Here is a 24,876-nt window from a genome sequence, read left to right as displayed (position 1 = left end):
ATAAAATATCTCATTGTTTGCTTCGATTTCATACAGCCTGAAGGCATGTACCAAAATCTCAGCGGTGGATTTTGCAAGCAAAATCCGTACTCACTCGTTGTTCAGTTTTCAAAGATCAAACAATTCATTTTCGTCGACTTGGCTCATCGCCTTATCAACTCTTATATCATATCATGTCCGAGCCAGCTTTGCAAGCTTTTATTTTTAATCTTTTTTTGCATTCACTCGCAATATTGTATTTCTTGGCCGGAATTAGAATATACCATATACATAATAGGTTTGCAAGCTTTTATTATATGATTCTTTTGAATTTTTTATTATAAATGCGATAAATGTTTATTTGCTAATAAAAAAGAACCCCCTCCCTTAATCACCAGGGAAGAGGCTCTAAATTTATATCTTCTATATTATTCAGAGCCCATAAAGGCAAATCGAATCACTACAATAATAGCAAGCACCCACATAAGCCAGTGAATTTTAACTTTATTGCTGGTAAACAAGTTACTGAATACTGCCAGCACAACGTAAGACAAAATACCAGCAGAAATACCGTTCGCAATCCCGCCTGTAAAAGGCATCAACACGATAGTCAAAAACGCAGGGAAGGCAAGCAGGAAGTTATCCCAGTCAATATTGCGAACCTGACTCATCATTAACACCCCGACTATAATCAGAGCCGGAGCCGTAGCCGCGGAAGGTACAACCAGTGCCAACGGTGCGATAAAGAGAGACAACAGGAACAGAATACCTGTCGTTACGGCAGTCAGACCGGTACGTCCGCCTTCTTCCACCCCTGCAGAGCTTTCCACAAACGCTGTAATGGTACTTGTACCCAATACTGCCCCCGTACTTACACCAACAGCGTCCACCAGCATAGCTTTACCGATGATTTTCTCGCCTTTTTTCTTATCCTTCATGATTCCTGCGCGGGTAGCTGTACCCACTAACGTGCCAAACGTATCAAACAACTCCACAAAAGTGAAAATGAAAATAATATCAAACAGCCCAATGTGCAAAGCCGCCTTCAAATCTAACTGGCCTACTGCCAGGTTAGTGAAATTAGGAATCCAGTGTCCTGTTGTCAGGCTGCTCAGATTCGTTACTCCCATCGGAATACCGATCAATGTTGTTGCTACGATTCCAATCAGCAAAGCACCTTTGACTCGAACAACCATCAGCGCTGCGATAATAAGCAAGCCGATTAACGCCAGCAACGCATCCTTTTGGTGAACCAGGCTGCCCAGAACCAAATTAAAAGCATGACCTGGAACCGGATGGCCAACATCTGTACCTGGAACGATGCTCACCATAACCAAATTACAGAGCTTGAAGCCGACAATCGTAATAAACAAGCCGATCCCCACTGTAATAGCTGTCTTTAAATTTTCCGGAACCGCAACAAGCAGCATCTGTCTTACTCGTGTCACGGTTAAAATCAGAAAGACGATACCGGATATAAATACAGCGCCAAGTGCCGCTTGCCAAGTGATTACACCATTAGAACTCAAGACTACCGTCATAAAATATGCATTCAAACCCATGCCCGGGGCCATGCCGATCGGCACATTAACGAATAACCCCATCAAAATGGTAACCAGACCCGCACCTACCGCTGTCGCAAAAAAAACAGCTTCACTAGGCATCCCCGCACCCGTTGGGCCCAAAAAGGTATTATTGACCACCAGGATGTAAGCCATGGTCATAAAAGTAGTAATCCCCGCAATAATCTCAGTGCGGATGTTTGTTCCATGTTCCTTTAATTTAAAGAAACGTTCCATGAGTCGTAATTCCTCCTACGCAAAGCATACTCGTATTGTTGTCGTACATTTACTGTAATATTCGCATTCATATGCGCTATCACATCCGTTATTTTAGGCTCTCACCTACAGCTTGTCAACAGAAAAAGCGAATGTTGCAAATTAAACACATATGTATTGTTCGGAAAATCAAAACCCCGTCAGGCTGTTACGCACCTGACGGGGTCCTGTTTTAGCGAATCAGATATTTTTATACTTATCAAAGGCATTCGCTGTGTCCGGTATATTTTCCAGATATACGATCTTTCCTTCCGCATCTAGTCGGGCTTTATCCACTCCAGTAAGTGTATAAACTTCGCCTGTTGCCTTTTTACCGCACACCGCCCATTTGGTTTCATAAGTGCCAGGGTCTTCACTAACAGGTTCCCAGCCCTCATACATATGCTTGATTTCAAGCGTCCCTTCATAGAACATGTTCAAGAAGCCTTTCCAACTGTTCATCCCTTGTTTTCGATCACCGTTCAATACAAACTCAATCTCCTCAGAAAAAAGACTGATTAATCGTTCTTTGCTTGTTTCATCATTTTTTGCTAAATCATAATAGTGAAAATATTCGTCTAAAACCTTCATTACGTGCAATTCCTTTCGTGCTGTATATGGTTTATAAGCTGCGTGAGCATCATACAGTCCCTTTTGAGAAAAAGGAAACGCAGCTCCGACTACTGATCTTATTTTCTTCTGCTTCAGAAAGTGTATTCGGCATAAGTACCGAATCGGGTAGTATCTGGACAAGCTAACACTTCACCTCCCACTTTCCAGTCGGTCACCTCACTACCGATTTCCGAAATAGTCCAGGCTACATAATCTTTACATTGGTAGACATACGTTGCAATGCACTCGTCAAAGCTACAATTTCCTCATCTGTAAACTCACGCAGCAGCTTGTTCTGAAAGACCTCTCTTTGCTTCGTCAAAACTTCCAGTTCTTGAACTCCTTGCCCGGTCAGACCAATATAAGTGACACGCTTATCCTGCTCTTTTTTATTGCGGATAATCAGTCCCTCCTGCTCCAGCCTTTTCAGATGCCGGGTAACGGCTGCTCCGTCCAGAGCGAGCAAATGCTGAAGCTCCAACTGACTTAATTCCTGTCGCTGATGAATATGGTATAAAATCTCGACCTTGGTAAAGCTGGTTTTTAACTGCGCTTCAAAAGCAGTATTCATTTCTTTACACAAAAGATGCATACGATAAAACAATTTACTTTTATCCGTGCAATGTTCGATGATATTTCCTCCTCCTTCAAATTAATTGACGTATCAATTGATATATCAAGCATTATACACCTCTATTGAAAATATTCAAGCTTTGGGACAGGTCTTATATAGCTTTTATAGTGTGTTCATAAAACCGATAATACGAGCTGCCAGCCGCTCATGGCCTGCCTGATTTGGATGTAGACCATCAGGAATGCCATTTTCCCCAGTAAAATACATCTGTCTATGTACAGACGACAGTGGTTATTGACAGACACTCGCTTCGCTCCCGATTTTAATCATGCCTTAAGGCTGCATCAGCTACTGGACCGTATTGAGGAATCGGCTGCGACTGGAAAAAAGATCATGTGGTAAAAAACATATCATTAAAACGGCAAAACCTTAAAACAACAAAACCTTAAAACAAAAAACCTTCAAAACCACAATAAATGTGGAGTTGAAGGTTTTTGTCATGCTGCCTGCCTACAGCCTATTCCCACTCAATCGTTGCTGGTGGTTTGGAGGTTACATCGTACACGATACGGTTTACATTTTCTACTTCATTAACGATACGCACCGAAATTTTCTCCAGTACATCCCAAGGAATACGTGCCCAGTCGGCGGTCATGCCGTCGATGGAGGTTACAGCACGAATACCTACGGTGTAGGAGTACGTACGGGCATCGCCCATAACACCAACACTCTTCATATTCGGCAGAGCGGTGAAGTATTGCCAGATTTCACGGTCCAGACCGGCTTTGGCAATCTCCTCGCGTAAAATATAATCCGATTCACGGACAATCTTGAGCTTGTCCTCTGTCACTTCACCCAATACACGAATGGCAAGACCCGGGCCCGGGAATGGCTGACGCCATACAATTTCAGCTGGCAGTCCGCATTCTTCACCGACTTTACGCACTTCATCCTTGAACAATGCATTCAGTGGTTCGATCAGCTTGAACTTCATGTCTTCCGGTAAACCGCCCACGTTATGGTGCGATTTGATGGTTTGCGCCGTTGCTGTTCCGCTCTCTACAATATCTGTGTACAGCGTGCCTTGCGCCAGGAAGTCAAAATCATCAAACTTAGCTGATTCTTCTTCAAAGACATAAATAAACTCGTTACCGATGATTTTACGTTTTTGCTCAGGATCATCGACTCCTGCCAGCTTGGACAGGAAGCGTTCACGAGCATCGACTTTGACAACTTTCATATCAAATTTGCCAACGAACGTGTCCATTACACTTTCAGCTTCGCCCTTGCGCAGCAGTCCGTGGTCAATGAACATACATGTCAGTTGGTCGCCGATGGCTTTATGAATGAGCATTGCTACAACGGAGGAATCCACACCGCCACTTAAAGCACACAATACTTTCTTGTCGCCTACTTGCTGACGGATTTCACGGATTTGATCTTCAATGAACGATTCCATCGTCCAGTTGCCTTCACAACCGCACACTTCATACAGGAAGTTACTAATCATCTCATTACCTTGAACGGAATGACGTACTTCTGGATGAAACTGGACCGCATACAGATTCCGTTCCGGATGGCTCATCGCGGCAATCGGCGCACTCTCTGTTCCTGCATCCAGTGTAAAGCCGGATGGCAGATCTGTAACATGATCCCCATGGCTCATCCATACCGTTTGGCGGGAATCCAGACCTTTAGCCAATTGAGCACCCTCATTGAATAACACGTCTGCTTTGCCGTACTCACGCTTGCCCGCACGTTCTACCTTACCATCCAACTGGTGAGCCATCAGCTGCATACCATAGCAAATACCAAAAATAGGAATACCAAGATCATAAATTGTCCGGTCCACCTGAGGAGCATTGTCTGTATACACACTGGAAGGTCCGCCTGAGAAAACAATCCCTTTCGGCGCCAGCTCTCTCAGCTTCTCCGCAGGCGTATTGTATGGAAGGAGCTCGCTATATACACCAAGATCCCGAATTCTTCTTGCAATTAACTGGTTGTATTGTCCTCCAAAATCGAGAACTACAACGATTTCATTAGGCTTATTCATTACCGTGCCTCCCTCAATTGTTCGTTTCATTATACGCAACGATAAAACAAGACGTCAAGAAATCACGCGGAGTTGAGTGGACATGAAAAGATTGTTAAAATGAATTGATTCCAAATTACTTAATCTGTTCGTAGGAGTGTACACGATGGACGTGCTGAAGTGGATCTCGCAATTGTTCGAAGAATACGGATACGGCGTCCTTTTTTTCGGCTTGCTGCTTGAGTTTATTGCCTTACCTTTTCCCGGGGAAACCACGATGGCCTATGCGGGATATCTCTCCTATTCGGGCACCCTGGATTTCGGTAAACTGGTGCTGCTGGCCTTTTTGGGCACAACCATCGGTATGACCATTACCTACTTTATTGGAAAATGGGCTGGACTCCCCTTTATTCAGAAATACGGTAAATGGGTTCTCTTATCGCCGGACAAGCTTGAAAAAACACAAAAGTGGTTTCAACGATACGGGTACTGGCTTATTTTCCTTGGATATTTTATCCCTGGCGTTAGACATTTCACTGGCTATTTTTCCGGAATTATCGCTATTCCTCTCCGTAAATTTGCCTTGTATGCATACAGCGGTGCTTTATTCTGGGTTATTTTATTTCTAAGCATTGGCAAGCTGTTTGGTCCGCAATGGGATGCTATTTTCCATTTGGTGGAGCTGTATGCACTGCGCATCGCCGCAATCGTCGGCATTCTCCTCCTGTTGTACGTTGTTTATCGCTGGAGAGCCTTCCTGTTTAGCCCTTTCTACAAATCAGATAAATCAGTGAAAACCAGCAACAAGAAAGATCCACAATAATCAGGCTCTGGCTGTCTTGGAACTGCGAGCCCTAATATAATACATCGAGAACGATAGATATCAGGACAATCCTGCGCCTCCAGCCAAACCCAATATACGAGGCTCTATCACCTCTAACGCATCCCTGCTCCAAACATAGATAACCCGATTCCCTCCTAGCTCCACGTCGTCTGCATGCCCAGCAATGGCCCCTGAGAATACAATGGAGTTCCCCGTATAATAGTGTATCCAAACAAATGGCCCCTACCCCGTCAGCCAATAACAGCTCGCAGTGGTCTCTCGCAAGGCATAAATCCATATATTCTGAACATACTAGAAGGAAACAATTGCAATAGGATTTTACATATCAAAAACACCCTCCGGGAACGAAATACAACCATCGTCCCAAAGGGTGTAAGAATGCTTATGATTTACGATTGCTCAGCCTGCTCCTGAATGTACTCCAACGCAGCATCGATATGTCCTTTGACTCTCAAGCCACGCCATTCATGAACCAGAATACCGTTCTCATCAATAAGAAATGTAGAGCGAACAATACCCATGTACTGCTTGCCATACATTTGTTTCTGCTGCCATACCCCGTATGTCTCAGCCACCTGATGCTCTTCATCGGATAATAGCTGAAAAGGTAGTCCATACTTGGCAATAAACTTGTCATGCTGCTTGAGTGGATCGGGGCTTACCCCGAGAATGACTGTATTCAAGCCTTCAAACTCCGTATACTTATCCCGAAAATCACACGCCTGTGTGGAGCAACTGGAGGTCAAATCCTTCGGATAGAAATACAGCAGCACCCTGCTGCCTCTATAATCGGACAGCTTAACGCTCTTTCCCCCACTTCCCGGCAATTCAAAGTCCGGTGCCGGTTGTCCAATCACGGTAGATGCCGTGGACATCTGATCATCTCCTATCATTTTGGAGTTCGCATATGCTCCGGGCTATGAGCCAGCGCCCCGATAACGCCGAATCCCCCAATTCCATGCCAATAAGCCCAAAGTCAGAAACACAGCGCCCATCACAGGAGTTAAGAGCGCCATCTGCCGCATATCCTCCCGCTGAAGAAACAAGGACGCCGGGTATACGCCAACAAATGCAAAGGGCAGAATCCAGGTCAGCACCACCTGAATGGCCCGGTTGTAAATCGTTATCGGATAACGGCCGTAACCCTGAATATTATACATAAGCGGAATAATTCCTGTCGGTGCATCTGAAAAGAATGAAATGGAGGTCAAGATGGTGTAGATCCCTGTATAAATAGCTACAGCGCTTAGACTCATCACGATGAGTACCGGAATAAACCACCACGCCATATGCAGGTCCATCTGCGCCCCGCTGATTCCCATAATAATCAGACCAATCACGGAGCCCACCAGCGCTGGCGGGTCTACATTTTCAAGGAAAATCTGGAACAGATTATACGCGGGACGGGTCATAACCCGGTCCAGTTCCCCTTTGACAATATAGCGCTCGCTAAAATTCCAAAGGTTGACAAAACAGGTGAATAGTCCGTACGGGACCATGAAAAAGCCGTAAACGAACACCACTTCACTTTCACTCCAGCCGCCCAAACTGTCCGTATGCATAAAGATGACCAGAATAAAAATAAGGTTCGTGGCCTGAAACAGCAGGTCCGAAATAACCTCGATCCAAAAATCAGCCCGATAGGTGAGCCGTGACTTCATATAATTTTTCAAATATTCGCTAATGAGACCCAAATAGTACATCATCGGCTTACCCTCCCTGCACGAACAGACGTCTGCGCGCCAGTCGCCAAATGATGATCATCGGCACGAGCAGAACGACCAGCCAAATGATTTGGATACCCAGCACATTCCAGATACCAACGCCTTTTACGCGTCCGGTAAAAACAGAGCCCGGTAAATAGGTAATCGCCTGAAACGGCATCCACTCGGCAAAAGTCGCCAGCCAGCCGGGAAATAGACTGATGGGTAAAATCAACCCGGAAAACAGGTCTACCACCACGCGCTTCATGCGCATCATGCCCTCGTTATTTTCGATAAAAAAGGCCGTTAAACCGGTAATAATATTAATCTGGGTGTTGATCAAAAAGCTGAAAAACAGCATGACCAGAAAACCAACCCAGGCTACCGGGTCTGTGGGAAGCTTCACCGGAAACAGCAGCATCGCAATCGCCATGCCTGGAATCATAAACAACAGGAAGCGGAACATCCCCTCGCCAAGTCCTTGCATACATTTAACGAGCACATAGTTATAAGGCCGGATCATCTGAATAGCAATGCTTCCATCACGAATATCTGTCGAAATTTCACGATCCAGATTGTTAAAATAAAAAGCCCTCGCCATCCATGAGACTGCTACATAGGTCGTCATCTGAGCAGCGGTAAAGCCGCCAATGCTACCTGTACCCCCATATATCGCTTGGTATGTGAAATAGTACACGCCAATATTCATAGAATAGATGAGTATACCTGAATAGTAGTTCACACGATAAGCAAGCATCGTCAGAAATCGGATACGAATAAAATCGGTGTATACGCTAAGCATGAACTTTGGCCTCCACTGCCGGAGGTACCGGGTTGTCCTGGCGCTCTGCCGAGCCAGACTGATAGATACTGCGGACGATATCATCTGTGTTGGTTTCAATGATTTTGATGTCCGTAATGTCGGTGCGGCCGACTACACTGGCGAGGACATCCGATACGTTAATATGCAGTGGAATCCATACCTTGGCAGCCAGATCGTTATCCATCGTCCAGGTCAGCGGCATATCGACAGTCCAAGCCTGCAATTGCTCCAGCCGAGTCGTTGTGCCAAACTGGAATCGCACTTCTCGTCCTGTCCCCCACCGCGTCTTCAGATCCTCCAGACCACCATCATAAATGATATTCCCATCATCCAGCATAATGACGCGCGAGCACAACGCTTCAATATCCTGCAAATCATGGGTCGTCAGCAAAATGGTCGTGCCGTGATCACGGTTCATGTCCTTGAGAAACTCGCGAATTTCGGACTTGACCATAATATCGAGTCCAATGGTCGGCTCGTCCAGAAACACAATGGACGGATTGTGCAGCAGTGCAGCTACCAGTTCACAGCGCATCCGTTGCCCAAGACTGAGCTTGCGTACCGGACGGCTTAGCAGATCCTGCAATTGGAGTCTCTCCACCAGCTCATCCAGCCTGCGTTTGAAGTCGGTAGCCGGAACCTGATATACTTTGCGCAGCAGTTGAAAAGACTCGATCACACCGATGTCCCACCAAAGCTGGCTGCGCTGACCGAAAACAACGCCGATATTGCTTACAAATTTCTCACGATCTTCGTAGGGGACATATCCCCCCACCTTGAGATGCCCTGATGTGGGCACAAGAATGCCTGTCAGCATCTTGATCGTGGTAGATTTTCCGGCTCCGTTCTCACCGATATAGCCGCATATTTCTCCTTGCGGAATACGGAAGGAGATATCTTTGACCGCGGCCACCTCGTTGTATTCTCGGGAGAATAAATCAAGGAAGGCGCCTTTCAGGCCCTCGCGGTTTTTTTGTACCTTAAATGTTTTGCGCAGATCCTGCACATCAATTGCCAGCATGTTATACCTCTCAGTCAGGATTTTACAAAATCCATTGTTAAATTGATTGTGCTCCAAAAAGAAATTATAATGTAATGAATTGAAAAGCGAAAGGGAGAGCATCCATGACAAGCAGAACCAAAAGAACGCTATGGTCGGTTCTGGCCGTGGTTATCATCGCGATTGTAGGCTTTGCCGTGTACTATTTTTCATCCATTTATAATCAATTGAACAATCTGCATAAAGAGGGAGCAAACTCCCCCTTCAAAAATGTAAAGCAGGTCGATCAGGTTCGTACGCCAGACCCGCCCAAATGGGAAGGGACTGACATGGTTAACATTTTGCTGATGGGTGTCGACGGCCGTGGTATCCAAAAAGGAGAAGTTCCCCGGTCAGACAGTATGATGGTCGTATCTCTCGACCCTGTCAAGAAAAAGATCCACCTTTTCTCTATTTTGCGTGATACGTATGTGGATATTCCCGGCTACGGCAAAAATCGTATTAATACCGCCATTACCCACGGACCCAATACAGCCATGAAGGCGGCTGGTGATCTGCTGGGCATTCAGGTGCAATATTATGTGTATACTGATTTCCAAGGATTTATTAAGCTGGTAGACGCTGTGGGCGGCATTGATTTTGAAGTAGAGAAGGATATGCACTATACGAGCAATGCGGATAAGCATCAATACGACATTGACTTGAAAAAGGGCATGCAGCATCTGGATGGCAATACGGCGCTTCAATACGTGCGGTTCCGCCATGATGCCATGTCGGACTTCTCGCGTTCAGGACGTCAGCGCGCATTTTTGGAGGCTGTAGCCCAGAAAATGCAGACCACGACCTCCATTGCCAATCTGCCGAATATTTTGGAGCAGGTGAACCCTTACATTGACACCAATCTGAGTGTCAACGATATGTGGAAGCTGGCGAACGTCGGCTACCAAAGCGCCTTTGCAGGCAGCGAGCAGGTTCCACCGATGAAGCTGCTCGGAGAAGAAAATGTAGGCGGCGCACAGGTGCTTACGGTCCGCGATCCGGAAGAGCTGAAAAAATACGTGCAGGATATATTCAACAATCCTCTTGTGCAGACACAGGAGCAGGGCAAGGATCAGAATGGAACGAAGCAGCCGGACAGCGCATCATCGTCCAAGACCGATAAGCCTTCTTTTACAGGGGGCAGTAAAACCGGTAATGAAGATGCTTCCACACAATCGACACCAAAGACAGGCCAAAAAGAGCTATAATGAAGATACAGGGGCAGCCGTGAACGCTGCCCTTTGGCGTGTGTATACCCTATTTTTGATGAACGGAAAGGAAGTTTGTGATGATGAAACGGGAAAACTCCGAAGCATTATATAAAGAAGCATTGGAGCATATTGTCGGGGGCGTCAACAGCCCTTCGCGCTCCTTTAAGGCTGTGGGCGGCGGCGCTCCAGTATTCATGAAACGCGCTCAAGGCGCTCATTTCTGGGATGTGGATGATAATCGATATATCGACTATTTGGCGGCATACGGTCCTATTATTACCGGACATGCTCACCCTCATATTACCAAGGCCATTAGTGAAGCTGCGGCGAACGGAGTATTGTACGGAACCTCAACGACATTGGAAATCAAACTGGCCAAGATGCTGAAGGAAGCGATTCCTTCGCTGGACAAGGTCCGGTTTGTGAATTCCGGTACAGAGGCGGTCATGACGACGATTCGTGTGGCACGCGCCTATACTGGGCGGAACAAGATCATCAAATTCGCCGGCTGCTACCACGGTCACTCGGATCTGGTACTTGTAGCCGCAGGCTCCGGCCCGTCCACGCTGGGCATACCGGACAGCGCAGGTATTACGACCAACATTGCGAGCGAGGTCATCACCGTGCCTTTCAATGATCTGGACGCGCTGCGCCAAGCCCTGGAGCGCTGGAGCGATGATGTGGCGGCGGTCATGGTTGAGCCGATTGTCGGTAATTTCGGCATGGTGATGCCGCAGCCCGGCTATCTGGAAGGGCTGTGCTCGATGGCGCGGGCGAACGGTTCCCTCGTCATTTATGACGAGGTCATTACCGCCTTCCGCTTCCACTACGGCTCGGCCCAAACGTATGCAGGTCTGGACAATCATGATGCGATTCAGCCGGATTTGACCGCGCTGGGCAAAATCATGGGCGGCGGTCTGCCGATTGGTGCCTACGGCGGCAGCAAGCAAATCATGGAGCAGGTTGCCCCACTCGGCCCGGCTTATCAAGCCGGTACTATGGCCGGCAACCCGGCCTCCATCTCGTCAGGCATCGCCTGCCTTGAAGTCCTTCAAGGGGAAGGCGTGTATGAAGAGATGGAACGTCTGGCTGTGAGACTGACGGACGGTATTCAGTCCTCCGCGGGCCGCTACGGCGTGCCATTGACGATCAACCGCATTCGGGGAGCGTTCTCGACGCATTTCTGCGATCATCCGATCACAAATTACGCTCAGGCGCAGGATACGGACAGCGAAGCGTTCGCGTCCTTCTTCCGTCATATGCTGGATCGCGGTGTTCATCTGGCACCATCCAAATACGAAGCCTGGTTCCTCACAACAGCGCATACGGACGAAGATGTGGATGCTACGCTGGAAGCGGCAGACGATTCCTTCCGTGCGATGTCACAAGGTAAATAAGCAGATCAGTAAGCGATAAAATATGGATTCGATAAAAGCCGGAAGTTGTCTTAAGGACGGGGTAGCCCACCTTTGAGACAACGCTCCGGCTTTTTTAATGCAAACTGTACCCGTACAATTGTGGATTTTATGGATTGTATCCCGCTATGCTGTCCGGGTATATTAAGAAAGCCATAGATGTCAAATCATCATAACGGAGGTTCATTATGTACAGTCATAATAGAAATGGAGCAGCCTATTTGGCCGCTCTTAGCTATGCAGCTATACTTGGCTTTTCATTTTTGTTTGTAAAGCTGACCGTCACAGAAGCCAGCCCGCTGGATGTGATCGCCCACCGCTTTGCGTTATCTTTTGTCGCTTTGACGATTCCAGTGCTGCTTGGGTGGATCAAAATCAGCATCACACGGCGTGATATTGTACGCATTTTACCATTGGCGCTGCTTTCACCTTTGGTGTATTTTCCCTTGCAGGCCTTTGGGCTGATGAGCACTTCTTCATCGGAAGGCGGAATTATTCAAGCGACCGTTCCCATTTTCACCCTGCTGTTCGCCTCCTATTTCATTAAAGAACGCACAACAGGGGTTCAAAAGATATCTTTACTACTCTCAGTCTTTGGCGTAATTTTTATATTTGTGATGAAAAGCGGAACGCCCCTGGCATCCAACAGCTTTGGCGGCATTCTTTTGCTTGTGCTGTCTGCCGTTTGCCTATCTGGCTATAACGTGTTGGCTCGTCCATTAACACAAAAATACAGACCGATGGAATTGACCTATGTAACCTCCATTTTGGGGTGTATCGTTTTTAATCTGGCGGCTCTGGGTTATCATGCCATAGACGGTTCAATGAGCGCTTATACCGCTCCCCTGGTAAAGCCTGATTATTGGCTGGCTCTGGCTTATCTGGGCATTCTGTCTACCCTCGTCACCTCGCTGTTATCCAGCTTTGCCTTGAAGTGGATCGAAGCCTCGAAAATGAGTGTGATCGGTAATTTATCCACGCTCATTTCCATGCTGGCAGGTGCTTATATTTTGAAGGAGCAGCTTGCCTACTATCACATTATAGGTGCTATCATGATCATTGTCGGCGTGCTGGGCACCAACTTCGGAGGACGAAAAAGCTTCGTGCCCAGCCAAACTACTTCTGCCAATCGTTAACATGGACTGAAAACAGATATACCAGTGCTCCAAAGGAGACATCGGCTGTACGGATTGCAAAAGGCTGGCGGCTCAGGCCATAAATAGGCTGCTGGAGCCCATGCGTGAACGGCGTCATACGTTTGCTGCACGGATGGGAGATGTCGACGAAATTTTGATCGACGGCACACGGAAAGCCCGGATTACGGCGAGAGAAACGATGAGCGAGGTACGTGATGCAATGGGAATTGGCTATTTTGGGCGTTAAAATGCGCTGATATGCTACCTCGTATCGCGGAGCAAATGTATACCATGATGAGGGCGGGGGGGACTATTTGTCCAGTATGCTTCCGCCCTTCAAAAAAAAGATATCTCCAGGCTGGAAATACTGTAGCCTGGAGATATCTTTTTTGAACAGCTCATCGTACGCGTCAGGGTTAGACCGGGTATGCTATCACACTCATTAACGCCAGCTCCGGCTGTGTCGTGTCCAGCCTGCTGTATTGAACAATCACGGGTACATTACTGGTGACCGTAATTGCATAAGGAACGCCTGTCGGAATCCGTTCGCCAGACTTCTCCAGCGAGGCTGTTCGGATATGGCGGGTCCGTCTTCCTTCCACCACCTCAATCAGTCCCTCCAACGGTTCACGGTCCTCAAAATAGATGTCTATGCTCAGCTTTGCCGCACGGTTCCCACAGTTCAGCACGCATATACTCTCATGACTGAGCAGCTCTCCCCGGCTTTCCGGCGGAATATATCCATCGGGGATGACCCAGAACAAGCTGCCTCGCGGCTGATTAGCTACCTTTTCCTGAGAAAGCTCCGTACCTCCCATAATATCCGCCTCTCTTTCAGCTAAATGATTTGGTCAAGCAACGAGCTTCTACCCGTAAGGGTTCTCCTTGGTACGCAGCAATTGAGCCAGGAAAGCGAGTGCCAATCCCTGTCCCCAACCCTGGATGCGTTTGTAGGGTACGTTGCGATAGCCGTCAATATCGTTCATTATAGCCGTTCCTGCGGATACGCCCGTCACTGTGCCGTCCTCCTTAATCCGGGAAAGGATGCCGTCGATCGCCTTTTGCGAGTATTTGTTAAACAGTCGTCCCCGCATAAGCAAGGCTGTCGCAATCCCTGCGGAGCCGGAGGTTTCCAGATAAGAGGTATCATCATTCAGCACCGTATGCCACAGTCCTTCCGGGGATTGCAGCCGCACCAGCGCACTGAGCTGGTCACGCAGCGAGCCGTCGATGATCATATAGGATGGGTGCTGAACCTCTACATATTTTAGCGCCTTGGCCATCGTGAGGGCTGCCCATGAATTGCCGCGTGCCCAATAGATGCCTGACATCCTGCTCTGATTCGCATGATCCCAGCCGTGATAATATATATTCGTATCCGGGTCCTGCAAAAACTCCTCATGCCCGTGATATTGGCGGATACCGTCCTCCCAATATTCCTTGTTATCCAGCAGATGACCGATGCGCAGCAAATAAAAGCCTGCCATAAACATCGTATCCACCCATGCCTGCTGCGGAAATACGTCGTGGAGTGAATTCACCGTATGCTGGAAAATGCCGTCGGCAAACCGCTCAGCTTTTTTCGCCAGAAACTCTGCCATCTCGATGGCGATATCCAGGTATTTTTGCTCTCCTGTCGCCTGATGCAGTGTCAACAAGCAGTGTCCGATAGATACGCCGTTCACCGACAGAGGTGGAAGTCCATCCTCAATATTTTCGTCAACCCATTCTCTCAGCCTGGTCAAATACTTTTCGTTCCCTGTCGCTTCATAGGCCTCACATACACCGTAAAAGGCTACCCCACCCGGCCAATCCCAGCTATAGTCCATTTGAAACGTGCGTTCCACTACCCGGTCGATCACCTGTTTAATTTGTTCATCATCAAAAATCAATGCAGGCATTTCCTCGTCTCCTCCTTCGGTAAGCTTCACGTTAGTTGCCCTCCTTGCCATCTGTTCCAGAAAAATCCATCGGTCAACGTAAGTACATACGCAGCGGTTGCAAATCCAGTTCCTTCACAGCCGCCGCCACCATATCTGCAATCCGGACCGCGCCATTCTCATGAAAATGCGTATTATCCTCCAGGCCGCCGGAAAAGTTCATGTATTCTCCAGGCAGCAGCCACATAAAAAGCTCCTTGCTTGCTTCGGGACCCAGCTTTTCATATAATTCCTGCGTGCGGGCAGACAAGTCAATCAGCGGCACGCCCTCTTCTTCCGCCAGCTCGCGAACCGCCGTAATATAGTCGCCATGGGTGTCGGACAGTGTACCATCCTCGTTAAAATAGCGACGATGTACAGGTGTAATCAGCACCGGGGTTCCCCCCTTGCTCCTCGCTCCGTCGATATACAGCCGCAGATGCTCCTTATAGGTTGTAAAAGGCTCTGTAGCCCGCTCCGGATCAGGCTTCTCATCATTATGACCAAACTGGATGAATAGGAAGTCACCTGACTTCATTTCGTCCAAAATGACGTCCAGCCGCCCTTCGTCCACAAAGCTTTTGGAGCTTCTCCCTGATACGGCATGATTATCCACACAGACATCATGCTTGAACAAGGCGGGCAAAGCCTGGCCCCAGCCTGTATACGGATAGCCGGACGCGTCCTGATCCGTAACGGTGGAATCTCCGGCCAGGAATAGCCGGAGGGTCTGTGGCGCTGGCGTAATCTCCAGCGCATTGAGCCGCGGCGCGGTGCCCGATATGGCGAGGCGCAGCTGACCGCCCCGAACAGGCACCGCAAACCAGGCCTCCGCGAGCTGGCCTGGCAGCGTGTGGACCGGGGGCAGCATGTGCTTGCCCTCGCCAGCCTTGAGCCGCGTGAGCGTTTCCGCAAGCGGATCGCCGAGCAGCGCATAGACGAGATACATCCCGTCCGGCACATCTGCGACAAATGCAGCGTTCAGCGGAATGCAAAAGCTGCTTCGCAGCCGTGTGTGCGCATCCTCCGCAGGCGCAGGAGTTCGCCTTTGTCGTCCGTACACCTGCCCTGTAGCCTCGAAGCCGTACCCCAATTCGGCAGTATAGGAGCAATCCGGGGATACCCCCTTGTAGCCGGCAGCAGGCTCCCCCGGGCCAAAATCAAACTTCCACATGCCACTCACCTCTTTCGCAGCTTGAGTTTTACCCCTTCAAGCCACTCGTACTCATTCCTTCTACAATTTGCTTCTGGAAGGCAAAGAATACTGCGATAACCGGTACCAGGCTCAAAATGGACATGGCGAACATTCCACCCCAGTTGGAGGCCGACTCGCTATCGAGAAACATTTTGAGTGCAATAGATACGGTATATTTCTCCGGCGAATTCAGATACAGTACCGGGCCCAGGAGATCCTCCCACTTCCAGTAGAAAGAGAAGATAGCCGCTGTAGCCAGCGAGGATTTGAGCAATGGCAAAATAATTCGGAAATACAGCCGGAATTTGCCGCATCCGTCAATCGTCGCCGCTTCATCCAGTTCCGCTGGTATCGTCCGTATAAACTGAACCATCAGGAAGATGAAGAACGGCATCCCGAAAAACGACGGCACCACCAGCGGCAAAATCGTATTGACCCAGCCGAGCTTGGTGAAAATAATATATTGCGGTACCAGTACCACATCTCCGGGCAGCATCAGCGTCATCATCATCAACGCAAACCAAAAGTTACGCCCTTTGAATTTCAAACGTGCGAAGCCAAATGCAATTAATGAGGAGGAAATCACGGCTCCAATCGTGGCAATCACGACAATCGTGAGCGAATTCAAAATGTACGTGCCAAAGTTGTATCCGCTTGTGCCCTTCCAGCCTGTCACATAATTTTGCCAAATCCATTCTGTAGGGAAAAGAGAATCTGCCGTGACGAATATCGTCCGACTCTCCTTGAACGAGCTGAACAGCATCCAAAATACGGGATACAGCATCAGGAGCGCCAGCGCAGCAACCAGAATGTGATAGATCGGCCATTTGAACGTTTTCCATGCCATCGGTATCAGCGCCCCTTTTCCGTTTCATAGAATACCCAGTATCTGGAGGTTAAAAATAAAATCGCTGTCAGTATCGCAATCATAATGAGCATGACCCAGGCCATAGCCGCCGCATATCCCATATTGCTGAACATAAACGCCTGTCGGAACAAATACAGCGAATGCAGCATCGTCCCATCCATTGGGCCGCCCTCACCCTTCGAAATAACGTAGGCTGGAACGAAGGTCATAAAGGCACTAATTGTCTGCATAATCAGGTTAAATAAAATAATCGGACTAAGCAGAGGGAGTGTGATACTGAAAAATTTTCGTACTGGTGATGCGCCGTCCACGCTGGACGCCTCGTACATTTCAACCGAAATATTCTTCAATCCGGCCAGAAAAATAAGCATGGAGGAGCCGAATTGCCATACAGACAAGGTGATCAGCATCGTAAGCGAAGCATTCGGATCGCCAAACCATTTCACCGGGGTTGCCCCCAAGGCTGACAGCAAGCTATTAACAATCCCGTCATTGCTGAAAATGTTGCGCCACATGATAGACACCGCAACGCTGCCCCCGATAATGGATGGCAGATAGTACATCGTCCGATAGGTGCCGACCATACGCGATTTGGTATTCAAGATCATCGCCACAAACAGGGCAAAAATCAGCCGCAGTGGCACACCGACCAATACATACGTAAACGTAACCCTGATCGAATTCCAGTATTTCGGGTCGCCTGTGAACATTTTTTCAAAGTTCCCCAGACCAATCCATTTGGGCGGGGTGAACAGGTTGTAGGATGTAAAAGACAGATACAGCGAAATAAACATCGGAATTAACGTAAACGCCAGAAAGCCCACAATAAACGGGCTGATGAACGCATATCCGGTCATATTGGCTCTCAAGCTCTGATGATTTCGCAAGCTCATCAAGCCTCCCTTCTGTTACTTCTTGCTGATTCAACAAATTTTAGTGTCATTTACCCATTGTTATTTGCATTATTTTATAATGTATACAAAGGTGCTTCTGCGGCTTGCTCGTCAGGTTAACCGTACGCGATCTACCATAGCTACGCACGGTTAACTTGACGATGCTGGCCTATGCCCATGTTAAGGCAGTGTCAGGCACCTAAAGATTCCATTGCCTACTATTGCTTGTTATTCGCGAGGATCGTATTGGCATCCACCCGGAATTTGGCCGCTGCATCCTTTGCCGTCATCTGTCCGAAATTGACCTGCTCAATATAATCGGTCAGGGTCGCAATCACTTCCGGTGATCCGACAGGCGGCGGTGGGCTCATTGGAGAAGCCTTTGGCTCCATGGAAGCCACAAATTCAAACACCTGCTTCGTAGCCTCACTCAACTCAGGCGCTATAGCTTCCTTGATTTTGGCGGAAATCGGTACGCCCCGCTCTCCCTTAATCAATTTATTCGCCTCTACATCGTTCATCCAGAAATCAATAAACTTGGCGGCCTCATCCTTCACCTGAGAACGGGCAGCCACCGTCCAATACATCGTAGGCTGCATGTATATCCCTTTTTCCATATCTGGTCCAAACATCGGAGCCAGCGCCATCGGACGGTTAACGACCTGCTGTAAGCCTACATACTGATTGGACCACTGCCAAATGCCGATGCCTGTTCCTTTTACGAGATCGGATTCCTCAAGAATCCCCTTGGTCTGGTTCATGATTTCAGGAGGCGGAGTCGCCCCTTTCTTAATCAGTTCAGCCAATCCGCCAAAGAAGTCAACAAACAGCTTATCGTCGTCATATCCCAATCCTGTTCCTTCCGCATTGTAGAGAGACTTTCCATGTGTCCGCAAATAGTAGTGGAAGAAAATATCGGCAGCCATGGAACTGTCAAAGTAAACTTTATTGGAGCCTGCCTTCAAGGCCAATTCTTTGTATTGATCCCATGTCCAGTTGTCAGGAATTTTGTCTATGCCCGCTTTTTTCAGCAGGGCCGGGTCATACTGGAAGCCCAGCACATTGACACCTGTCGGAATACCATATTGCTTTCCGGCAATGATGCCGGTTTTGAGTACATTTTCATTCACGTCAGCGACCTGAATTTTTTGATTCAAGTAAGGCGCCATATCTTCCAGTTGACCGTTCTTCGCATACTGGCTAATGTATGAAATGTCCATCTGCACGATATCCGGCAGTTGGTTTGCCGCCGCCTGCGGGGCGAGCTTTTTCCAATAGTCATCAAAAGAAGCATATTCCACGTCAATCGTCACATTCGGATTCTTTTGCTTATACAAATCAATTACCTTTTGCGTGTATTCATGACGGGTATCTGATCCCCACCAAGCAATCCGCAACTTTACCTTCCCGTCTGCACTTGCCCCCGAATTGCTACCGCTGTCCGCTCCGCTGCATGCCGTCGTCAAAACGAGCAGCATAGCCATGATCAGAAACCATCCCTTTTTGCCCACTTATCTCTCCCCTTTTCGCTGTTCTAGAAAGGAGCTGTGTTACAAGTGACAACGTAATTACGCCTTTTGATAGCGTTTACATTGGCTCCTGCTGTTATTTTCCCAAAAGCAGAGAAGCATTGGAATACACAAATCAGATTTCGAGGTTTAAAAATCAGAGGGGGTTTAGCGCTCATCCCCGTTCGTGTGACTTAATGTACTCGGATGGCGTCATACCCGCCCATTTTTTGAACACCTGGCTGAAATATTGAGCGTTCCCGCCGAAGCCGAACCATTCCGCCAGCTCAAACACCTTGACGTCTCCTGTCTCCCGAATATGCTCAGCCGCACGTTCGATTCGGTAACGATTCACATAATGCGAAAAGTTCTCCCCCGTCACCTTTTTAAAAATTTTCCCCAGATAGTCGGAATTCATATACAGCATTTGCCCGGCCACTCCGTTAAGTGACAAGTCGGATTTCCGATAGTTTTGTTCAATAATGGTGATCATTTTATCAACGGTGGAGGATTGGCGACACACATTGCTCTTATAATAAATTGCGGTCATTCGTCCGGCGGTCTCCTGCACGAAGGATTTAAGAGAAGCAAGCGTTTTTTGCTCTGCCAGCACAGCCATTCGGCTCGTAAACTCGGAACGCTCTTCTTCAGGGCATATACGGATCATGGCGGCATACAGCTGTAGCACATAGGAACGGGTCACGGAAATTTCCAGCTTCATACGGGACAGGATGCCGAACAATCGATCCACTTCTTGGGCGACCTCCTCCGTATTTCCCGCCTTGATCAGCAGACCAAACTTCTCCTCGTCCAGCTCTAAATCTGCCATCTCCCGAGGATCTTCGGTCGCCAAATCCTCCTTCGTAATCAAACTGCCCTCCCCGGTGTAAAAACGATGATTCATACAATGCAGTGTCTCCCGGTACATCCCCCGCGAATGCTGCATACTGTCCGACTCGCTAACCGCGACTGTTACCTCCAGCTTGTAAAAACGGCGAAACGTCGCACGTACCGCCTCAAGCTGCTCCATAAGCGTTGACGTATCATCTTCGCTTTCCAGCACAATGAGCAGTTGTCCTTGCATGGTCGTACCGAGCAGCACATGATCCATCAAATCCGCTGCAATATTTTGCAGCGCAAACAGATGCTCCGGCTCATGCGATTCCTCTACCCGCAGCAGCAGCATTCGAACCTGCTTATCTTGCAGCTCCAGACCGAATAACCGCTCATAAAAAGCGATATCACGGCTTCCGTAGGTTTTATAGGAAATGAACTCCTTTAAAAAGTGCTCCTTCACATGCGGCAGCATACGCTGAAAATCAAGCTTCATCCGGTTCACAAACTGCTTGCGTTCCTCCTGCTCCTCCCGTTCCTGACCCAGCTCAGTCAGCGCCTCATGGATTTGCCGCTCATTGCAGGGCTTCAATAAATAGTGCTTTACCCCGTATTGCATGGCTCGACAAGCATAGTCGAAATCTTTATAGCCGGACAACAGAATGAAACGAACGTCTGGAAAATGCTCCGTCGTTTTGGCAACCAGACCGATGCCATCCAAACCTGGCATAGAGATATCGCTAATCACAAAATCAGGCGGACTGGCCTGAATCTGATCATAAGCCTCAATACCGTTTCGAGCCGTACCCACCAGTTGCGTTCCTGCTTTGCTCCAATCCACCACCTGTGATATGCCCTCCAAAATCACACGCTCATCATCAACCAGCAGCACCTTGTACATGACCCTGTTCCCCTTTCACATATGGAATACAGACATGAATCGACGTTCCTGTTCCTGACTCGCTGTGCAGCTCTATCCCCCATGGAGTACCAAAGATCAGGTTAATCCGTTCCTGAATATTGGTAAGGCCAATGCCCTGTCCACGGGTCGTGACCTGCCCGCTTCGCAGCTTTTCCAAAAAATCCTCCTTCATTCCCGGTCCGTCATCCTCCACCCGCAGGAAAAGCGCACCTTCCCTCACTCTGGCAACAATAGAAATCCGGCACGGCTCAATTTGCGGCTCCAGTGCGTAAAGGATTGCATTCTCCACCAAGGGCTGAAGCGTCAGCTTCGGTATTTGCGCATCCATCAGTTCCTCTGGCACATCCAGATGGAAAACAAGCCGTTCATCGAAGCGCGTTTTTTGAATCGTGACATAGCTCCTCACGATATCCAGCTCTTTGTGAAGTGGGATGAGCTGTTCTTCAAAGCTGACCGCACTGCGCAGCAGAAAGGCAAGTGCCTCCACCATTTCCGAGATACGATCCTGCTTATTGGCCTTGGCGAGCCAGTTTACAGACTCTAATGTATTGTATAGAAAATGCGGATTAATCTGTGCCTGGAGCGCCTTGAGCTCCGTTTCCCGCAGCAATAGCTGCTTGGCAACATTCTCATTAATGAGCTCACGGATGCGGCGAATCATCTTTTTGTACGTTCGATGCAGCAAGCCCACCTCATCTTGGGTGGAAAGGGGAACCGCACCGAGTGCTTCCTCTTCCAGACGGTCAAGATCACCTTTTTCAATTTTGCGCATGTTCTGGATTAATTGAACGATCGGCCTGGTAATACTGCCGGACAACCGGGCTCCCAACGCCAGCGCAATCAGTAGCATAATGACAAAAATTGCGCTTACAATTTCTTTGATTATGGTAATGCTGCGAAACATATCATCAAAAGGGGTCATATGCAAATACGTCCAGCCCGTATAAGAGGATTTGGTTTGAGCTGCAAAAAAAGTCCCGCCTGTGTAGGTCGCAATGCCGTAAGGCTGCTTCCGCGCAAGCTCGGCCTGCATATCGCTCTCACTCAAAAGCGGTGCTTCGGGATAAATCATCTGCTTGCCATCTGTAATCATCAGCTGTCCATCACGGCCTGAGGTCTGCACACGATCCGCTACAATCCGGTCAATCCGCACACGAATTGCAAGCGTTCCGAGCCCTTTTAACGTAAAATTGGTATCTGTAAAGGATTTGAACTGTCGCGCTGCCAGCAAGGAAGAGTGACCTGCCGCATACCATGCGTTGGAACCGTCATATTCGGCTGCCAGCTCAGACAGAGTGGATCGAAGCTCTGGGGGAATACCTTCACGGTTGCCCGCACTCATGACCTGCCCCTCTTTGTCGATCACCATCATAGAATAGATATAGGTTTCGGAGCCTGCGAAGGCGACAAGCCTGTTCGTTATTTTTTTACGCAGCACCATTTTGGTATAAGGTGAGGTTTCCCTTTCCAATTGCAGCAAATAACGTTGGAGCTGCTCATCTGTTGTTACTTTAAAGGTGGTCTTTTCAATATCCTTTAGTTCATTTTCAATGCCAATCGAAGAAATATTCAATACTTCTGATGTTTTTTTGTACATTTGATTATCATAAATATGAAACACGTATTTTAATATGACTGCAAAAACCGCAAAATTGACCAGCATGAGCACTATGATTAATAAAATCATTTTATGATGGATTCCAGCATTTTTGTAAGCGCTCTTAAAATAGGTCATTCGTAATTATCGCCTCCTTTATAACATACAAAATACCCCATGCCTGGGTCATTCGGCAAGAGGTATTTATGTTTGCTTAGCGTCGGTCGGAGGGGTCCGATTGGTTCGCCTTTTTCATATATTCATCGTATCGGTCGTCCAGTTCCCTTGCCATACTGCGGTATTTGCGGGTCTCCTCGACAATGGGATCGATATGCGTTTGAATCCGCACCTCATATTTAGGGCTGAGCCGTTCCCGTTTTTTGGCCTCATTCACACGAATTTCGCCTTCTGTCAGCAATTCACTGAGCTCGCGCTCCAAATCTTCGGATTGGCCCATCATCCTTCCTCCTTCAGCGATAAGCGATATAGGTGTATTATAACCCGGTTGCATCTGCTTCTTTCAGCACTTGAATAAGTTGGGAGTGAATAGCTGTATTCGTAGCTGCAATATGTCGCACGCTCAAATCATAAGGTCTGCCCAGCGTATCAGTGATCGTTCCGCCCGATTCCTGTACCAGCAAAGCACCTGCTGCCACATCCCAGGCATTCAAACCGATTTCGCAATAGGCTGACAGCCGTCCCGACGCCACATAAGCCAGATGCAGAGCTGCCGAGCCAAGCGCCCGAATACCTCTTACCTGCGGCGTAAGGACCTGCGTAATTTTCATATTCAGTGGCTGTGCATACGCACGATCCGGTGGGAAGCCGATGCACACCAGACTATCTCCCAGTGTTTCCTCTCTTGATGGCTGCATCCGATTGCCATGTACATATGCGCCTTTTCCTTTTTCCGCCACGAACATTTCATCGCGGGACGGATCATAAATGACGCCGACAATCACCTCACCACGGTGGGCCAAGGCAATCGACACGCTGTAGAACGGCAGACTGTGCACAAAATTAGTGGTGCCATCTACTGGATCAATAATCCATAAGTATTCCTCTTCACGGGCAGCCTCTAATGCGCGAGCCGAAGCCTCAGCACCCGGCTCCACGCCCTCTTCACCCAAAATGGCATGATCGGGGAAATGGGTGAGGATCAGCCTGCGGATCATCTGCTCCGCACCTTTATCCACCTCGGTTACCAGATCCGCAGAAGATTGCTTGGTGTTCAATTGTTCAACCGTTCCCAATCTGCTCTTAATCCATTCCCCGGCTTTGGATGCCGCGTTAATAGCCACGGCGGTATAGCTTTTTCCTGATACGATATAGGGAACCTTTTCGTTTTCATGTTCGTTCAACGTGTTCACTCTACTTTCTATATCATTGTTACGTGGTTTGCGAAGCTGCCATACAGCACAGTCTCTTAACCACCTCTGTTAAAGTACAACTTTGCTAGTTTGCACAATCTAGTATACACAATAGGTTTCATAAAGTTTCTCTATTTGGGAACTTTATCCGCAGAAGCCTACACAATAAGGCGTAATTTCCACGGATGCCCCATTTAGCTAAGACTGCTGCTGCGCTCCAAAAAACATCTCATCCGCCAAGGCGGTCTGAATTCTCGATTCCTCTTCATTCAGCTTGCGAATGAGGATCATTTCAACCTCGGTCACTTCGTCGCCCTGAAAATTGATTTCAGCGATGCAGCCCACAACCTGCACGATGGCTACTGCCACGTTGTCCACGCTGTAAGCGATGACCTTCTGGCCTGTTGGAAACACGCGCAGACCAGATTTAACCATCTTGCCGCGTCCATATTCCAGCAGTTCGTACAATTCCTGTTCGCTCTTGAATTTACACACCGAGTTGAATTCAGTTTGAAAGCCCATATTTAGCCGCCACCTTTCCATACATATGAATAAAAAGGGGAGTGATCAGCTCCCCTTGGT

Annotated in this window: 24 protein-coding genes and 1 pseudogene; 5 read left to right on the top strand and 20 right to left on the bottom strand. The window is 48.2% G+C overall.

The window, feature by feature from the left end; genetic code table 11:
- Positions 1-407 precede the first annotated feature (407 nt).
- From KQI_RS0119150 to guaA, 5 genes and pseudogenes are all read right to left on the bottom strand, one after another.
- Complete coding sequence (locus tag KQI_RS0119150; RefSeq protein ID WP_010348493.1) at positions 408-1,778, bottom strand: NCS2 family permease; 1,371 nt, start codon at positions 1,776-1,778, stop codon at positions 408-410.
- A gap of 219 nt (positions 1,779-1,997) precedes the next feature.
- The gene (locus KQI_RS0119145) at positions 1,998-2,387 is read right to left on the bottom strand and encodes a hypothetical protein (RefSeq protein WP_029390242.1); all 390 of its coding nucleotides are present in this window, start codon (positions 2,385-2,387) and stop codon (positions 1,998-2,000) included.
- A 119-nt stretch (positions 2,388-2,506) separates the two neighbouring features.
- A pseudogene (locus KQI_RS28590) lies at positions 2,507-2,617 on the bottom strand (NADP-dependent oxidoreductase); the annotation flags it as partial.
- Positions 2,614-2,979: a MarR family winged helix-turn-helix transcriptional regulator gene (locus tag KQI_RS0119140; RefSeq protein ID WP_241763961.1), complete on the bottom strand. Its 366-nt coding sequence runs from the start codon at positions 2,977-2,979 to the stop codon at positions 2,614-2,616. The pseudogene KQI_RS28590 and the gene KQI_RS0119140, both read right to left, overlap by 4 nt.
- A 520-nt stretch (positions 2,980-3,499) precedes the next feature.
- Positions 3,500-5,038, bottom strand: coding sequence for a glutamine-hydrolyzing GMP synthase (gene guaA / locus KQI_RS0119135; RefSeq protein WP_010348490.1), 1,539 nt, complete (start codon positions 5,036-5,038; stop codon positions 3,500-3,502).
- A gap of 145 nt (positions 5,039-5,183) precedes the next feature.
- Here guaA and KQI_RS0119130 point away from each other — a divergent pair, with 145 nt between their 5' ends.
- Positions 5,184-5,840 carry a DedA family protein gene (locus KQI_RS0119130; RefSeq protein WP_010348489.1) on the top strand — a complete coding sequence of 219 codons (657 nt, stop codon included), beginning with the start codon at positions 5,184-5,186 and terminating at the stop codon, positions 5,838-5,840.
- Between the two features lie 410 nt (positions 5,841-6,250).
- Here KQI_RS0119130 and bcp read toward each other — a convergent pair whose 3' ends face one another.
- From bcp to KQI_RS0119110, 4 genes are read right to left on the bottom strand one after another with little or no spacing between them, the layout of a single operon-like run.
- Positions 6,251-6,736, bottom strand: coding sequence for a thioredoxin-dependent thiol peroxidase (gene bcp / locus KQI_RS0119125; RefSeq protein WP_010348488.1), 486 nt, complete (start codon positions 6,734-6,736; stop codon positions 6,251-6,253).
- 42 nt (positions 6,737-6,778) lie between these two features.
- Positions 6,779-7,567, bottom strand: a complete 789-nt coding sequence (locus KQI_RS0119120) for an ABC transporter permease (protein ID WP_010348486.1) — start codon at positions 7,565-7,567, stop codon at positions 6,779-6,781.
- 4 nt (positions 7,568-7,571) lie between these two features.
- On the bottom strand, positions 7,572-8,366 hold the full coding sequence (locus tag KQI_RS0119115; RefSeq protein WP_010348485.1) for an ABC transporter permease: 795 nt from the start codon (positions 8,364-8,366) through the stop codon (positions 7,572-7,574).
- Positions 8,359-9,408 carry an ABC transporter ATP-binding protein gene (locus KQI_RS0119110; RefSeq protein WP_010348484.1) on the bottom strand — a complete coding sequence of 350 codons (1,050 nt, stop codon included), beginning with the start codon at positions 9,406-9,408 and terminating at the stop codon, positions 8,359-8,361. Before KQI_RS0119110 ends, KQI_RS0119115 begins: the two co-directional genes overlap by 8 nt.
- A 104-nt stretch (positions 9,409-9,512) precedes the next feature.
- On the opposite strand from KQI_RS0119110, the gene KQI_RS0119105 reads away from it, so the two are divergent.
- The 4 genes from KQI_RS0119105 (at position 9,513) to KQI_RS0119090 (ending at position 13,435) form a co-directional block, all read left to right on the top strand.
- Positions 9,513-10,634, top strand: coding sequence for an LCP family protein (locus tag KQI_RS0119105; RefSeq protein ID WP_010348482.1), 1,122 nt, complete (start codon positions 9,513-9,515; stop codon positions 10,632-10,634).
- Positions 10,635-10,717: 83 nt separating this feature from the next.
- The gene (locus KQI_RS0119100) at positions 10,718-12,034 is read left to right on the top strand and encodes a glutamate-1-semialdehyde 2,1-aminomutase (RefSeq protein ID WP_010348481.1); all 1,317 of its coding nucleotides are present in this window, start codon (positions 10,718-10,720) and stop codon (positions 12,032-12,034) included.
- A gap of 206 nt (positions 12,035-12,240) precedes the next feature.
- On the top strand, positions 12,241-13,188 hold the full coding sequence (locus KQI_RS0119095; RefSeq protein ID WP_010348479.1) for a DMT family transporter: 948 nt from the start codon (positions 12,241-12,243) through the stop codon (positions 13,186-13,188).
- 100 nt (positions 13,189-13,288) lie between these two features.
- Positions 13,289-13,435, top strand: a complete 147-nt coding sequence (locus KQI_RS0119090) for a tryptophanyl-tRNA synthetase (RefSeq protein WP_010348478.1) — start codon at positions 13,289-13,291, stop codon at positions 13,433-13,435.
- 169 nt (positions 13,436-13,604) lie between these two features.
- On the opposite strand, the gene KQI_RS0119085 is transcribed toward KQI_RS0119090, so the two are convergent.
- The 11 genes from KQI_RS0119085 to KQI_RS0119035 all read right to left on the bottom strand — a co-directional run bounded on the left by KQI_RS0119085 (position 13,605) and on the right by KQI_RS0119035 (position 24,816).
- On the bottom strand, positions 13,605-14,006 hold the full coding sequence (locus tag KQI_RS0119085; protein WP_010348477.1) for a sensory rhodopsin transducer: 402 nt from the start codon (positions 14,004-14,006) through the stop codon (positions 13,605-13,607).
- Positions 14,007-14,054: 48 nt separating this feature from the next.
- Positions 14,055-15,089, bottom strand: a complete 1,035-nt coding sequence (locus tag KQI_RS0119080; protein ID WP_010348476.1) for a glycoside hydrolase family 88/105 protein — start codon at positions 15,087-15,089, stop codon at positions 14,055-14,057.
- A gap of 73 nt (positions 15,090-15,162) precedes the next feature.
- Positions 15,163-16,281 carry a rhamnogalacturonan acetylesterase gene (locus KQI_RS0119075; RefSeq protein WP_010348475.1) on the bottom strand — a complete coding sequence of 373 codons (1,119 nt, stop codon included), beginning with the start codon at positions 16,279-16,281 and terminating at the stop codon, positions 15,163-15,165.
- Between the two features lie 28 nt (positions 16,282-16,309).
- On the bottom strand, positions 16,310-17,149 hold the full coding sequence (locus KQI_RS0119070; RefSeq protein ID WP_010348474.1) for a carbohydrate ABC transporter permease: 840 nt from the start codon (positions 17,147-17,149) through the stop codon (positions 16,310-16,312).
- A 5-nt stretch (positions 17,150-17,154) separates the two neighbouring features.
- On the bottom strand, positions 17,155-18,063 hold the full coding sequence (locus KQI_RS0119065; RefSeq protein ID WP_010348473.1) for a carbohydrate ABC transporter permease: 909 nt from the start codon (positions 18,061-18,063) through the stop codon (positions 17,155-17,157).
- A 218-nt stretch (positions 18,064-18,281) separates the two neighbouring features.
- Positions 18,282-19,574 carry an ABC transporter substrate-binding protein gene (locus KQI_RS0119060; protein WP_010348472.1) on the bottom strand — a complete coding sequence of 431 codons (1,293 nt, stop codon included), beginning with the start codon at positions 19,572-19,574 and terminating at the stop codon, positions 18,282-18,284.
- A 172-nt stretch (positions 19,575-19,746) separates the two neighbouring features.
- Entirely contained in the window at positions 19,747-21,306 is a 1,560-nt protein-coding gene (locus KQI_RS0119055; protein WP_010348471.1) for a response regulator transcription factor, read from the bottom strand.
- Complete coding sequence (locus tag KQI_RS0119050) at positions 21,284-23,062, bottom strand: cache domain-containing sensor histidine kinase (protein WP_010348470.1); 1,779 nt, start codon at positions 23,060-23,062, stop codon at positions 21,284-21,286. The genes KQI_RS0119055 and KQI_RS0119050 overlap by 23 nt, the downstream gene beginning before the upstream one ends.
- A gap of 76 nt (positions 23,063-23,138) precedes the next feature.
- Positions 23,139-23,381, bottom strand: coding sequence for a hypothetical protein (locus tag KQI_RS0119045; RefSeq protein ID WP_010348469.1), 243 nt, complete (start codon positions 23,379-23,381; stop codon positions 23,139-23,141).
- Positions 23,382-23,418: 37 nt separating this feature from the next.
- Positions 23,419-24,285, bottom strand: a complete 867-nt coding sequence (locus tag KQI_RS0119040) for an inositol monophosphatase family protein (protein ID WP_010348468.1) — start codon at positions 24,283-24,285, stop codon at positions 23,419-23,421.
- Between the two features lie 207 nt (positions 24,286-24,492).
- Positions 24,493-24,816, bottom strand: coding sequence for a hypothetical protein (locus KQI_RS0119035; RefSeq protein WP_010348467.1), 324 nt, complete (start codon positions 24,814-24,816; stop codon positions 24,493-24,495).
- Between the last annotated feature and the right edge of the window lie 60 nt (positions 24,817-24,876).

It is taken from the genome of Paenibacillus peoriae KCTC 3763 (genome assembly GCF_000236805.1).
Classification (GTDB): domain Bacteria; phylum Bacillota; class Bacilli; order Paenibacillales; family Paenibacillaceae; genus Paenibacillus; species Paenibacillus peoriae.
This window is presented reverse-complemented; position numbering and strand designations above follow the sequence as displayed.